The 14,316-nt window shown below is 42.1% G+C and carries 13 protein-coding genes; 5 read left to right on the top strand and 8 right to left on the bottom strand.

The genetic code is table 11. The annotated features are described in order from the left end of the window. Positions 1 to 73: 73 nt before the first annotated feature. From K429_RS0120635 to K429_RS0120610, 6 genes are all read right to left on the bottom strand, one after another. Positions 74 to 1,462 carry an aldo/keto reductase gene (locus K429_RS0120635; RefSeq protein ID WP_007213254.1) on the bottom strand — a complete coding sequence of 463 codons (1,389 nt, stop codon included), beginning with the start codon at positions 1,460 to 1,462 and terminating at the stop codon, positions 74 to 76. Between the two features lie 50 nt (positions 1,463 to 1,512). Continuing rightward, positions 1,513 to 3,018 carry a 4Fe-4S binding protein gene (locus K429_RS0120630; protein ID WP_029327885.1) on the bottom strand — a complete coding sequence of 502 codons (1,506 nt, stop codon included), beginning with the start codon at positions 3,016 to 3,018 and terminating at the stop codon, positions 1,513 to 1,515. A gap of 19 nt (positions 3,019 to 3,037) precedes the next feature. Continuing rightward, complete coding sequence (locus tag K429_RS0120625; RefSeq protein ID WP_029327884.1) at positions 3,038 to 3,550, bottom strand: hypothetical protein; 513 nt, start codon at positions 3,548 to 3,550, stop codon at positions 3,038 to 3,040. 12 nt (positions 3,551 to 3,562) lie between these two features. Beyond that, complete coding sequence (locus tag K429_RS0120620) at positions 3,563 to 5,473, bottom strand: TonB-dependent receptor (protein WP_029327883.1); 1,911 nt, start codon at positions 5,471 to 5,473, stop codon at positions 3,563 to 3,565. 121 nt (positions 5,474 to 5,594) lie between these two features. Continuing rightward, the gene (locus K429_RS0120615; protein WP_029327882.1) at positions 5,595 to 6,350 is read right to left on the bottom strand and encodes a LytTR family DNA-binding domain-containing protein; all 756 of its coding nucleotides are present in this window, start codon (positions 6,348 to 6,350) and stop codon (positions 5,595 to 5,597) included. A gap of 20 nt (positions 6,351 to 6,370) precedes the next feature. Further along, positions 6,371 to 7,402, bottom strand: a complete 1,032-nt coding sequence (locus K429_RS0120610) for a sensor histidine kinase (protein WP_007215941.1) — start codon at positions 7,400 to 7,402, stop codon at positions 6,371 to 6,373. Positions 7,403 to 7,724: 322 nt separating this feature from the next. Between K429_RS0120610 and K429_RS0120605 the strand changes: the two genes are divergently transcribed. Both K429_RS0120605 and K429_RS0120600 read left to right on the top strand, forming a co-directional pair. Further along, positions 7,725 to 9,056, top strand: a complete 1,332-nt coding sequence (locus K429_RS0120605; RefSeq protein ID WP_007213246.1) for an MATE family efflux transporter — start codon at positions 7,725 to 7,727, stop codon at positions 9,054 to 9,056. Between the two features lie 214 nt (positions 9,057 to 9,270). Then, the gene (locus K429_RS0120600; protein WP_029327880.1) at positions 9,271 to 10,089 is read left to right on the top strand and encodes a class I SAM-dependent methyltransferase; all 819 of its coding nucleotides are present in this window, start codon (positions 9,271 to 9,273) and stop codon (positions 10,087 to 10,089) included. On the opposite strand, the gene K429_RS0120595 is transcribed toward K429_RS0120600, so the two are convergent. Beyond that, positions 10,090 to 10,980, bottom strand: coding sequence for an AraC family transcriptional regulator (locus K429_RS0120595; protein ID WP_007213244.1), 891 nt, complete (start codon positions 10,978 to 10,980; stop codon positions 10,090 to 10,092). A gap of 242 nt (positions 10,981 to 11,222) precedes the next feature. Between K429_RS0120595 and K429_RS0120590 the strand changes: the two genes are divergently transcribed. The 3 genes from K429_RS0120590 to K429_RS0120580 all read left to right on the top strand — a co-directional run bounded on the left by K429_RS0120590 (position 11,223) and on the right by K429_RS0120580 (position 13,606). After that, positions 11,223 to 12,206 (top strand): aldo/keto reductase, encoded by a 984-nt coding sequence (locus K429_RS0120590; RefSeq protein WP_007215939.1) that lies wholly within the window; start codon positions 11,223 to 11,225, stop codon positions 12,204 to 12,206. A 95-nt stretch (positions 12,207 to 12,301) separates the two neighbouring features. Further along, positions 12,302 to 13,144: an aldo/keto reductase gene (locus K429_RS0120585; RefSeq protein ID WP_029327879.1), complete on the top strand. Its 843-nt coding sequence runs from the start codon at positions 12,302 to 12,304 to the stop codon at positions 13,142 to 13,144. A gap of 93 nt (positions 13,145 to 13,237) precedes the next feature. After that, on the top strand, positions 13,238 to 13,606 hold the full coding sequence (locus K429_RS0120580; RefSeq protein WP_007215937.1) for a helix-turn-helix domain-containing protein: 369 nt from the start codon (positions 13,238 to 13,240) through the stop codon (positions 13,604 to 13,606). On the opposite strand, the gene K429_RS0120575 is transcribed toward K429_RS0120580, so the two are convergent. Further along, on the bottom strand, positions 13,607 to 14,293 hold the full coding sequence (locus tag K429_RS0120575) for a TrkA family potassium uptake protein (protein WP_007213240.1): 687 nt from the start codon (positions 14,291 to 14,293) through the stop codon (positions 13,607 to 13,609). Between the last annotated feature and the right edge of the window lie 23 nt (positions 14,294 to 14,316).

Below are 14,316 nucleotides of genomic sequence, written 5' to 3'. Positions count from 1 at the left end.
CCGGACAAGTGATTTTTCGCCCACAAACATAGCGCAGCCACTCATAGCTTGTAACTCGTAGCTTTTGTGACTCTTACAATGTTCCTTGTTTCAGTTGCTCCACGAACCCGTCGATACGACGCAACTCCTTGGGAATATTAATACTCTGCGGGCAGTGAGGCGAACATTGATCGCAACCAATACAATGATTTGCCTGTCGCAGGCGTGGCACACTACGGTCATAACCAACAAGAAAAGCCTGGCGTGCCTTTCTATAATTCTCGTCTTGTTGGCTCTTCGGTACATTCCCCTCATTCACACATTTATTATAATGTATAAGCACAGCAGGAATATCAATGCCATACGGACAAGGCATACAGTATTTACAGTCATTGCACGGTACAGTAGGGTACTTCAACATCAATTGTGCCGTTTCTTCCAAAAACTCTTTATCATCATCTGTCAAAGGAATCAGTGGAGAGTAGGTACGGATATTATCCTGAAGATGCTCCATATACGTCATGCCACTCAATACCGTTAACACCAGTTCCGGTGAGCCTGCAAAACGGAAAGCCCACGAAGCCACACTATCTTCCGGACGGCGCTGCTTAAGACGTGTCATAATATGAGTCGGTACATTAGACAATCTTCCCCCCAGCAATGGCTCCATAATGATTGCCGGAATATTACGTTTTACCAATTCATCATATAGGTAGTCCGCATTTACATTACGTCCCGAAGAATGTTTCCAGTCCACATAATTGAGCTGTATCTGTACAAAGTCCCATTTCACCTCATCATGCAGAGAAAGTGCATAGTCATAAGTATCCACTGTGCCGTGGAAAGAAAATCCCAGATTACGGATACGCCCTGCCTCACGTTCTTTCAACAGAAACTCCATCATACCATTGTCTATATATCGCGCTTTGAATGCTTCTATTCCACCATTACCGATAGAGTGCAACAAATAGTAATCGATATAATCTGTCTGTAAATCCTCGAAAGATTTACGATACATGGCTATAGAGTTTTCACGGCTATAATTACTAAAGTTGGATAACTTTGTAGCAATAAACAGTTTCTCACGCGGATGACGTTTTAATGCAATACCAGTAGATTTTTCCGACCATCCCTGTACATATACCGGAGATGTATCGAAATAATTCACGCCATGCGCAATGGCATAATCTACTAATTCGTTCACAGCATCCTGGTCAATCATATCTCCTTTCCCATCCGGTGAAGGAACAGTCGGCCAGCGCATACAGCCATAACCCAGAAGTGAAACACGATCTTTCTGAGCCACAGAAGTGCGGTAAGTCATCTTATCAGTAGGCACCGGAGTCGATGCACTGCCTCCCGGAATCACCCCATCCTTCTGTTTGCAACTATAAAGAGTCGCAGCAGCCGTTGTCGTAGCGGCACTGATGCCCACAATTTTCAGAAAATCCCTACGGTTTATATTTTTATTATGTTCTTCCATATCTGTTCTTCTAACATTTATCACTTTATCACCCTATCACATTACCACCTCTATATCACCCGATGTCTCTCATGTCCCTCTACATAGATAGCACTGAAAGGACGTGCCGGACAAAGATTCTCACAGGCACCACAACCAATACAACGCTCTACATTAACAACCGGAATCTTTGGAGAATCCGGATTATCTACCTCAGACGGAACCATCTCTATCGCCGCTACCGGGCAATGACGGGCGCAATTACCGCAATTTACTCCATCAGTCAACGGTACACAATTCTTCCTGATCCATACGGCATGACCGATCTGGATAGATGATTTATCAGCCAGACTGGTAAGATGAATCGCATCTGTCGGACATACTTCGGCACACTTCGCGCATTCCGGACGACAATAACCACGTTCGTATGACATCTCCGGCTGCATCAACGTCATCAGATTACCGGATGGGCGTAAAACTTGATTAGGGCACACTGATACACAAAGCTGGCAAGCCGTACAATGCTGCGCAAAATTACGAATACTCAACGCACCTGCCGGTACAATAGGTGTCGTCCGCTCCGGTATTTTCTTATCCTCAATGACAGCCAATCCACCATCCACTTTTTTCTCCTGTGCCTTCAGCAATGTACCTGTAGCAAATATGGCACCAGCAGAAAAGAAAGCACGGCGTGCATTGTCCACCTGTTCCGGTGAAACACCTGTCACTTTTTCAGCAGCTAACGGTTTCTGCACTTCCTTATGAGGACGCTCATAACGGATAGCTCCTTTTTTACATTTACCGATGCAATCCATACAAGCCACACAGCGGCTATAATCTATTTTATGATTCTTAGAATCAATGCATGCCGCCTTACAATTACGTGCGCACAAACCGCAACCATTACATTTACTCGTATCGATTACCGGTTTCAGCAAAGAAAAACGTGAAAAGAATCCCAATACTGTTCCTACCGGACAAATTGTATTGCAATATGTACGCCCGTTGCGCCAAGCCAGCACAGCCAGAATAACAAATGTCAGAACAGCTATTACAAAAGTTCCCATAGCCTTCATCCAGACGTCTACAGAATAAAACATGTAGCTATCTGCCCGTTCGGCCAAAAGAGCAAGCAGGTTGTTTCCCCACTGATAAACCGGAGCAAACAGATTAGAAGCTATTCGTCCGTAAGAACTATAAGGTGCCAATAAGGCGACCAATGAACCAACTCCTCCTATCAGAGCCAAAATAAATACTCCCAGCACTCCGTAACGCAACCAACTAAGTGCAGGTGAATACGAATAGCGATTCTTTTTCCGCTTTTTACCCAACCATGAAACTACATCCTGAAATACACCCAACGGACAGATTACAGAACAATATACACGCCCAAAGAGCAGTGTCAATGCTATCAGGATTATCACAACCCCGACATTCAGTGCCAACAAAGCAGGCAAAAACTGAATTTTAGCCATCCAACCGAACCAAGCATGCAACGTTCCCGTAAAATCAAGGAACAAAAGCGTGATCAGCACGAAAAAGAATATGGCAAACGTTAGTCTGATTTTTCGTAACATACTTTTATTTTATGGAATATCATTTATAAACCAAATACTTGATAAACAAATAACCGCCGAGAATCTGTAATCCCATTCCCGGTATGCCGATGCGAAAATCCTGGAAAGCAAGCGCAAAGTTACCTATCATTGCCCACTCGCCCAGCGTCCCGATAAACTGATAAGCCAGTACTACTAATGCTAAAACAGGAATAGAGATACGTTTAAAACGATTGGCTGCATATCCGGCAACCACTGCCAGTAAAACGGATTTTAAAAGGATGGCCGGCAATACTCCTGCAGGAGGCATACCGAAAAGCAAATGGTTCAAAACCGGTGAAAAGACGGCTGTCAGCAATCCAACTTTCCAACCGTATTTATAAGCAGCAATAAGCGTAAAGAAATAAATCGGTAACAAAGTAAGGCCACCCTGTGGAATAAGATGGCAAAGTTGTGGCAAAACCAGATTACCCAAAATGAAAAGAGCTGCAGCAAAATATGTCTTCACATTGCTGTAATCCAGTGAATAAAGTCTGATAGTTGTTGTTTTCATATAATATGCTTATTAAAAATTGATATTTACTCCACCCATAAAAGTTGCTTTCGGCATAGGATAACCTGCATTGATCTCATAACGTTGTGCCAACAAGTTCTCACCACGCGCATAGAATGACAGATAATTGGTTGCCTTAAAGCTTCCCTGCATATCCCATAACACGAAGTTCTCTTTGGTCGCAGCGTCCAGGTCAGTATAAAGCCCCTTCACATACTGGATACCGGTAGATGCACTCCAACGTCCTTTTCTGAAGTTCACTCCTCCATACAGTTTATGCTCCGGAGAAGCCAATACCGGATTTTCCATGTGAAGCCAGCTGTAATTTGCCATCACGCTCCACACCGGATTAAACTGGTATCCTACATTAGCTTCCGCTCCCCAGTTTTCAATCCCGCCGGAATTCTGGTTCAACATGCCGCTACCATTTGGATTTGGAAGACGTATAATGAGGTTTTCACCATTGATATAGAACACATTGAGTCCATAGGACAAACGATTATCCATAAGACGTTGTGAGAAAGAAAGCTCATAATTCCAAAGTTTCTCAGGTTTCAAATCCGGATTCTGCGGAGGGAACATATACATTTCACGAATGGTAGGATTGCGGAATCCCTTACTTGCCATTGCCTTGATTTCTGCATTCTCCGGAAGATGGAAAGCCAGCCCCACTTGCGGAATGAACTCTGTACCCGTTTGCGAATGATAATCTACTCGTGCTCCGGCATCCAGCGTAAGCCATGCAGCAATATCCTGACGAAAATCTACATAACCTGCTACTTCATTCAATGACTTATTCGCCGAAGTTTCACGATGCCCATCAAAGAATTGGTTCCATGCCTCACCGCCAAAGTGAAAATAATCAGCTCCTACAGTCAGTCTGTTGCCTTGGAAAAGTTGTACACTCTGATACCATGATACTCCAAGCATCTGATCGTTAGAGTTGAAACGATACTGAAGCGGTTCTCCTCCTGGCTGATATCCGTCATTTATCCAGTGATCACCCCAATTATAGAAAAAACTCAATGCACCGGAAGTCTTTTCGTAATAATTCTCCAATGCAAAAGAAGTCATGCCACGTGTAATACGCTGATCATTGTCTATATATGGTTTCATTACCGATCCCGGATTAGTAGCATTAAAACGAGTGACATTTACATCGCCCCAAACTTTCCAGTTATCCGTAAAGTCATAGACTAATTTGGCATACCCGCCGTACTGTTCAAAGGCCATGTCAGCGCGATGTCCGTCTGTACGGTTATAAGAGGCAGTCACCGTACTACTGAAGCGCCCTTTCCTTATGCGGTTAGTGGCTTCGGTCTGTATGCTTCCATAGGATCCGGCACCAATGTTGATGTTTGTACGTATTCCGTCTTCCTGCATCTTACGGGTAACAATGTTAATAACCCCACCCATGGCGTTAGAACCATAAAGCACGGATGCGGGGCCACGGAGCACTTCCACACGTTCTGCCATCATAGTCTGATATGCATCGGCAATGGGGTGTCCCATCAGTCCCATATACTGAGGATGTCCGTCAATCAAAACCAATAATCCTGTAGTGGGAAGACCGGCCTGTGCGGGCCCTCCAATGCCTCTTAAAGACATTTGCCCTGATGCACCGGTAGCTACACCATATCCCATTACGCCACGTGAAGTGGAGAAAAAGCCCGGCACTTGTGAATTCAACACAGGAAGTACGGAAGTCTGCTGGCTCGCTTCAAGTTGCGGACGCCCCACTACCGATACGGTCATGGGTAAATGACGCACATCCGTTTCACTTCGCGTACCTGTTACTACTACTTCATTGATCGCATAACTTCTTGCTACCTTTGTGCTGTCCTTGCCGGTTTGTGCTTGTAGGCTTACCGCACTAATCAGGCAGCCTGTAAAGAATGCAAGTACAAATCTCTCTTTTTTCATCTTGAAATAACTCTTTAATTTTATAATAGTTCCCGATTGCAAATATAGGGATCGTTACTGATAGAAACCGTAGATAAATTACGGTTGTAAATACCATAATTACTGATTAACGTATTCTAACTTACGTGTTATTCACTATCCAGGACTTGAACTCGGATGCTTTATTCTTACTGATATAGATACGTTCGGGAGTTTCTACATCCAGTGTTACCAGCAAACGGTTATCAAACCAGATAGTTATATCCGTCACACTATTCCTTACCAGGATGAATTGCTTATTCGCCCGGATAAAATCTGCCGGATTCAGAGAAGCCATTATCTGTTCCAGTGTTTTGGAGTATGGATACACATTCCCGTCTTTCAAGTAGATACAGGTATTTTTATCCGCTGTATAAAAGCATGAAACTTCTTTCAGGTCAATAGGTAACAGCTTATCTTTATATGGAATTAATAACTTGTCTTTATATTTAGGAGTCGGCACCAGTTGAGTCAATTTGGATAAGTAGTGAATCACATCCTGGCGCGTCAATTTTTTGTATTTATCCAGCGCCTGTTTTACATCTTCCACCTTGACAGGTTTTAGCAAATAATCAATGCTATTCACTTTGAAAGCTTCTATGGCGTATCTGTCATAAGCCGTCGTGAAAATAATAGGAGTTTCCAACTCCATTTTATCAAAAATGGTAAATGCCGAACCGTCCGATAAATGAATATCCATAAATATCAAATCCGGCGCAGGATTCGATTGCAGCCAATGAATGGTTTGAGTTACGCTTTCTGTATTACCGGCTATTTGAATATCATAAGAGACTTCGCCAAGAATATCCACCAGATTCTCATAAGCGGCAGTCTCGTCTTCTACAATCAACACTCTCATATCTTTATGCAATTTTGATATCAGTTCTGTTTATTTAAAGGAAGATATACTCTGAATGTATTTTCATCACATTCTATCCGTATTTGCCTGTTCATCAACAAGGTAAAACGGCTTTCCAGATTTCTCAACCCTGTTCCGTTCGTATCAGGCGGAGATAGTTTAGGATAAATAGGATTACTCACCACCAGTTCTTTTTGCTCGTTCAGCCTGATAGTAATTTCCATTTTATGCTCACTGTCTATCCTATTATGAACGGTCACATTCTCTACCAACGGAAGCAGTGAAAGCACAGGCAACGTCAGTTCATCCTGCATAGCCTCATCCACTTGGATCGAGAAAACCAGTTTATTGGCAAAGCGTACTTCCATCACATAACGGAAAGATTGAATAAATTCCAGTTCTTCCCTCAAAGTAACCAGTCCTCTCTTATCACTTTGAAGAATATAACGGAAGATATCGGACAATTCATGCACATACATCAGTGTTTTTTCATCATCCTTCTTCCGAATAAGCGATTGCACTCCATTCAAGGAGTTAAAGAAAAAATGTGGATTGATCTGATTAGCCAATGCATCACATCGGCTTTGCAGATTCTCTATACGCAAACGTTCTATCTCACGTTCTTTTTCACGCTGCGTGGAGTATAACATGGAAATATGCCCGATCAACGTACACAGAGAACACAAAATAAAGAATTGGGAGATCAATGTACTACCCAGAAAATCAGTACGGATACCATAAGAGTGAATCCAATAGGAAATAGACGCGAAGCCTGCATAGGCAGCCAATGAATATAAGAAGTTACGGCCAAAACGTTCCTTAAACTGCGCTGTCGACAGTTGTCGCAAATTATAACGTAACAACAAACAAATCAGTCCCCAGAAGAAAAAGAAACGATAAACAAAATACCAATAAAATCCCGTACAACTGACTCCCTCCAGAAATTTTATATCCCAAGGTAGACAGGCTATATTAGGGTATATGATAAAGACAGCACTAATCAGACCGACCAGTGGCAGTTTACGACTTATATAAGTATCAAATGAGAGCATAAAACATTTCTTCTTTTCTACAAAGAAAGATAATTTTTTTGAGACTTGATAGCACCAAAGAATCAAAACGAAAAAATAAGGTATAAAGACGAAACCACGCAAAGAGTATTAAAATTCCGAATAAATTTGGTGGTTATAAAAACAATGCCCAAATTTGCACCCCCGAAAATAAAGACAGGAATATAAAAATCCTCATCGGAGGGCATTATAATCAATAATTATAGTGCCGGATAAGATGAATGGTGAGAATCATTCATCCTGTCCGGCACTTTTTTTATGCCATATCTATAGCTTCTACTAAATTGATGAAAGAATAAATTGGATGAAAGAGTTAGATTTGACACAGGGCAGTGTCCCTAAAGTACTATTACAATTTGCGGTTCCATTCCTGATAGCCAACGTGCTCCAGGCACTTTACGGAGGTGCCGACCTTTTTGTTGTGGGACAATATGATGACTCCGCAAGCGTAGCGGCCGTAGCCATTGGTAGCCAAGTAATGCAAACCATTACAGGTATTATCTTAGGCATTACCACCGGAACAACCGTACTGATTGCCATTGCAACCGGAGCGAAAGACGACCGGCAAGTGGCGTCTACAATCGGTTCTTCCGTTTGGTTGTTTTCAATTATCGGCATCGTACTTACTCTGGTCATGGTATTGTTCCATGACCGAATTTCCAGCTTGATGCACACTCCGGCAGAAGCTATGGAAGACACGAAAAGTTACATTCTGGTTTGCTCAGTCGGTATACTGTTTATTGTAGGCTATAATGTCGTGTGTGGTATCCTGCGCGGACTGGGTGATTCGAAAACACCACTCTATTTTGTGGGACTGGCCTGTATAATCAATATTGTCCTTGACTTTATATTAGTGGGAGCTTTTCATCTCGGTCCTACCGGGGCAGCCATTGCTACTGTAACGGCACAAGGTGTCAGCTTTACGATAGCACTCTGGTTTTTATACCGACGCGGATTTCATTTCGAATTTACACGACGGGATATCCGATTGAATAGAGTTTTATCTAAAAGAGTCCTGACCTTGGGCGCCCCCATAGCATTGCAGGATGCATTGATCAATGTTTCATTCCTGATAATCACTGTGATTGTAAATCAGATGGGAGTCATTGCATCAGCTTCTCTGGGTGTGGTTGAGAAAATTATTGTTTTTGCCATGTTGCCTCCTATGGCTATATCATCGGCTGTAGCTACAATGACAGCACAGAATTACGGTGCAGGACTTATACAGAGAATGAATAAGTGCCTACTTTCCGGAATAGGATTTGCTCTTATTTTTGGCCTATCGGTCTGCCTGTATTCGCAATTCCTGCCGGAAACGCTCACAGCATTCTTCACTAAAGATCCTGCGGTGGTGGCAATGGCAGCAGAATATCTACGGGGATACAGCATAGACTGTGTTGTGGTCAGTTTCGTTTTTTGTATCAATTCTTATTTCAGTGGACAGGGGAATTCACTATTCCCTATGATTCACAGTCTGATAGCGACCTTCCTGTTTCGTATTCCGTTATCTTACTGGTTCAGCCAGATAGACAGTTCTTCACTGTTTATCATGGGCTTCGCTCCACCCATTTCCACAGTAGTTTCCTTATTTATATGTATCTGGTATCTGAGATATACACGAAAAAGAAATTACTAAAACACAATTTCCCTACTTTTAGGTATTGCTTCCCTTACTCAAGAACCGTAACTTTGGCAAAAAATAAAAGTAGCCTATGGACCCCGGAAGAAAATGTGAGGAACAGCAAAAAGAGAGAATTTATCAAAGTATAAGTTCTCTCTTTTTTTTGAATGAATTTGAATATTGTTCTTTTTTGCCAGATCGTATTAATTCCAATAATTCCCAAATAAAAATGAAAAAGAAATATGAATTTAAGAGTGTAGTAGCTGAGACACTGCTGATACCTCTTTACATGAGAGCCAAAGAGAGTCGCCGGAAAGATGCCATTTTGCGTGATCGGCAAGCCGAACAACTGGTAGAAAGTATCGAATATGACTACTCCAAATTTGATGGTGCCAAATTGAGTGCCATAGGATGTGTCGTACGTGGATTATACTTTGATAATGCTATCCGACGCTTCATTGCCACACGAAGGAATCCAATTGTAGTGAATGTAGGTTGCGGACTGGATACCCGCTATCAACGTATTGAAGAACATGACAAAGCCATATTTTACGAAATGGATTTGCCCGAAGTAATCGACTTGCGACGCGATTTACTACCGGAACCTGCGGGCGATCATTACATAGCCGGCTCTTTGTTAGAAACCCAATGGATGGATGATCTCCGTAAAAAGCATCCCGAAGGAGAGTTTATCATTGTTATCGAAGGCGTACTGATGTATTTCTATGAAAAGCAGGTACGGCAATTACTCACCCGATTGGCCGACCGATTCAGTGGTAGCGAAGTATGGTTCGATGTATGCGGGCCTATGATGGCAAACTCCAAGTATATAAAACCCGACTCACTCCGGGGACACGAAGCTCAAATCCGCTCCGGCCTGAAAGACGGGCATGAAGTGGAAAACTGGGAACCACGCCTGCAACTTATTGACCAGGCACTCTACCAGAAATTCTTCCCAAAAAGATGGGGATTAGGCGGAAGGCTAATGGGATTATTCCCTGGTATTTGCAAAAAGTTCAGTTCGTTGTTAGGGTACAAAATTAAATAACTACATCCTGTATTCGTTCGGGGTCATCCCCACCACCTTTTTAAATAGACGGCTTAAATGATGCGGATACTTGAAGCCCAGTTCATAGGCAACTTCGCTGACAGTCTTATTCTCATCATAAAGCCGTTCTTTTGCCTTCTCTATCACAAAAAGCTGAATGGATTCCTGAGCTGATTTACCTGTTTCTTTCTTTATCAAATCTCCGAAATAATTAGGAGAAAGATGCAATCGGTCTGCGGCATATTGCACGGATGGCAAACCGACAGTTTGCGGTTGGTCTGATTCAAAGTAATCACTGAGCAGGTTTTCAAAACGCACTAGAATATCTTTATTTATGTTTTCACGCGTAATAAATTGACGGTCATAGAAACGCTGGCAATGGTTCAGCAGAAGCTCAATTGTAGAGGCAATAATATCTTTGCTATGCTTATCTATGGCACGCTCCAATTCTTCTTGTATTTCAATGAAACAATTAAAGATAATCTGCCGTTCACGCTCGGACATGTGCAAAGCCTCATTGGCTTCATACGAGAAAAAGCTGTAATCTTTCATTTTACGTCCCAGTGAAGTACCCCGTAGCAAATCGGGATGAAAAGCCAACACCCACCCTTGAGGATTCAGTGTTTCTCCGTCATCATCAATTCCTGCCACTTGTCCAGGAGCCACAAATACCAGCGTGCCTTCCTGGTAATCGTACGTGCTGCGTCCATAAGACAATTCCCCACACTTGAGCTGTTTCAGAAAAACACAATAAAAGCCAAAATTCTTACGTCCATGCTTTAAAGACTTCAATGTTGAGAAGTCGACCACACTAACAAGCGGATGCAATGTCTCCACTCCCATTGCCATATTATACTCCTGAACAGTATTCAATTTTACGATTGTACCCATAATCTGATAATTTAATCTGATGACAAAAATAACAGTTTTCTTTCAGCATTCCATCACTTGTATTGCAAAATCTGTAATATTGGTATAAGAAACTGTAACCTGTGTATACAGTTCATTATCAAGTATTCAATCAATATCTTAAACCTGTAATAATGGTGCATAAAGCAGTAATCTGTCTATTTACAAACTTCATCTCACCACTTACCTTTGCAACATCAAAAACAATAAAAAAATCAAGAGTTATGAAATACAGAGAATTAGGAAAGAGTGGACTTAAAATTTCCGCATTGGGTTTAGGTTGCATGGGTATGAGCCACGGTTATGGTGCTGCCGCTGATAAGAAAGAAATGATCGGCCTTATTCATCAAGCTATAGAACAAGGAATCACCTTTTTTGATACCGCTGAAGTATATGGTCCATACACCAATGAGGAATTAGTAGGTGAAGCCTTAGAACCTTATCGGAAAGATGTAGTCATTGCTACCAAATGTGGTATTCAGATGATCGACGGTAAACAAGTTGTCATTGGTAAACCGGAAGTAATACGAAGTTCTATTGAAGGTTCCCTCAGGCGTCTGCGGACAGATCATGTAGATTTGTACTATCTGCACCGTGTAGACCCGAATGTTCCTATAGAAGAAGTGGCAGAAACCATGAAAGAATTAAAACAAGAAGGCAAAATTCTACATTGGGGACTATCAGAAGCTGGTGTACAGACCATCCGCCGGGCACACCAGGTCTATCCGCTGACTGCCATTCAAAGCGAATACTCTATGTGGTGGCGCGAACCGGAGAAAGAATTATTGCCCACTCTCGAAGAACTAGGCATCGGTTTCGTTCCTTTCAGCCCTCTGGGTAAAGGTTTCCTGACGGGAAACATCAGCAGAGACACACAATTCGGTAAAGACGATTTCCGCAGTATCGTTCCACGCTTCACTGCCGAGAATCTGAATGCCAATCAGGTTATAGTTGACTTTGTGAGAAAGCTGGCGGAAGAGAAAAATGCAACACCTGCACAGATTGCATTGGCCTGGGTACTCGCTGTAAAACCCTGGATCGCTCCCATTCCAGGAACCACCAAACTGAAACGCTTGGAAGAGAATATACAAAGTATCAATGTGGAAATAAGCCCGGAAGAGTTGACCTGGATCAATGATATGCTTAATTCTATTCCAGTGTCAGGAGACCGCTATCCGGCAGAGTTAGCAAAAAGAGTAGGCAAATAACCAAAGGGCTTAAAATAATACAATAATCTGCAATGTCCGGGGATATTAAGGAAGTAAAGTGTTTTAATATAAAATCCAATAAAGAGAAAGTTATTATGCAGAAAGTAAAATTAAATAATGGCATCGAAATGCCAATTCTTGGTTTCGGCGTATATCAGATCGAAGATCAAGCCTTGTGTGAACAATGTGTATATGACGCTATTGAAACAGGTTACCGTTCTATAGATACGGCTGCCGCTTATGGTAATGAAGAAGCTGTAGGAAGAGCCATCAAACGCAGTGGTGTCCCCCGCGAAGACTTGTTTATCACTACCAAACTCTGGATATCAGATGCCGGTTATGACAAAGCAAAGAAAGCCTTCGAAGCATCCATGAAACGTTTGCAACTCGATTATCTGGACCTGTACCTTATTCATCAGCCATTCAATGACTATTACGGTGCTTGGCGTGCTATGGAAGAATTATACAAGGAAGGCAGTATTCGTTCCATCGGCGTCAGCAACTTTATGCCCGACCGCTTGGTAGATCTGATCCTTCATAATGAAATCACACCTGCCGTCAATCAGGTAGAAACTAATCCTTTCTATCAACAAATCGAAGCAGAGGCATTCATGCAAGAGAAAGGCGTTCAGATAGAATCATGGGCTCCATTTGCCGAAGGAAAAAACAATATGTTCCAGAATGAAACATTGGCAGCCATTGCAAGCAAATATGGTAAATCCATAGCACAAGTCGTATTGCGATGGTTGATACAAAGAAATATTGTCGTTATCCCGAAATCCATCCGCAAAGAACGAATTATTGAAAACTTCAATGTATTCGATTTTGAACTGACGAAAGAAGATATGGAAAAGATTGCGGCACTGGATACCAATACCAGTTGCTTCTTCTCGCATCGTGATCCGAAGATGATAGAGTGGCTGAGTGGACTACACTAAAACAGTCCAAGCCCGGATATATTTCAATAAGATTAGTTGCATACGATCGGCATATTAGTTACTTTTGTAGAGTGTTTTATAAATCAGAAAGATATGAATAGAATAGATATACAAAATAGCTCTTATGCCGATTGTCCTATCCGAATGATACTATCACGAATCAGTGATAAATGGTCGATACTGACGCTCTTCACACTAACGCAGGCACCCGTCATGCGGTTCAATGAACTGCAAAAGACAATACCTGACATATCACAAAAGATGCTGACAGTTACTCTACGCACATTAGAAGAAGACGGACTTGTGAAAAGAAAAATCTATGCACAAGTCCCTCCTAAAGTGGAATACTCGCTGACAGATAGAGCCATGTCGTTATTGCCCCATATAAACTCCTTAATTTCATGGGCACAAGAAAATATGAATGATATATTAGATGACAGAAAATCTTATAGGAAAGCGTAATTACATCGCTTTCCAGAACTTCTGGAAGTCTTTGTAACGTCCATAACAAACCAGTTCATCACCAGCTTGTACCTGATCATTTTCAGGCAATTCATTCATCACATCATGTTCGGTAAATGAAATACCCAGACAGTTTTTCAAAGTCTTGGCACGCTTTAAAGCCAATAACTTCAAGCCGAATTCCTTATCCAGATTCAATTCATTAGCATAATATCCTATCATCTTCTCCGGCACAGCGAACTTCACCACATAGTAATCCGTATCTACCCGGAAGGTTTCCATATTGGAGCCAAACTCTAACAAATGCACCAAACCACGGGCTGCATCTTCCTCCGGAGTAAGAATCCGTTCCAAACCAAAAGCCTCAAGTACGGAACGATGTACATTATCAATGGCCCGCGCATAAATGTGAGCCACTTTTTGTTGTTTCAACAAAGCCACCACGCGAATAGAAGCACCAAAATTCTCGCCAATAGCCACGATTACCACATCCACACCACTCAAGGGGAGAGCGGCAAGTGCCTGTTCATCTGTTGCATCCAACACAAAAGCCGTAGCAATCTTTTCTTTGATACTGTCTACGCGACTTGCACTCACATCCGCCCCAATTACTTCGTGTCCCAACACCGATAATTCTTCGGCAAGCATGTGCCCGTAATTTCCTAAACCGATAATAATATACTTCATAATTTCTGTTTTTACTACTTACT

Origin of the sequence: Bacteroides sp. 14(A) (genome assembly GCF_000526555.1) — a bacterium.
Lineage (GTDB): Bacteria > Bacteroidota > Bacteroidia > Bacteroidales > Bacteroidaceae > Bacteroides > Bacteroides cellulosilyticus.
The sequence above is the reverse complement of the archived record's forward strand: the minus strand, read 5'-3'. Positions and strand labels throughout refer to the sequence as shown.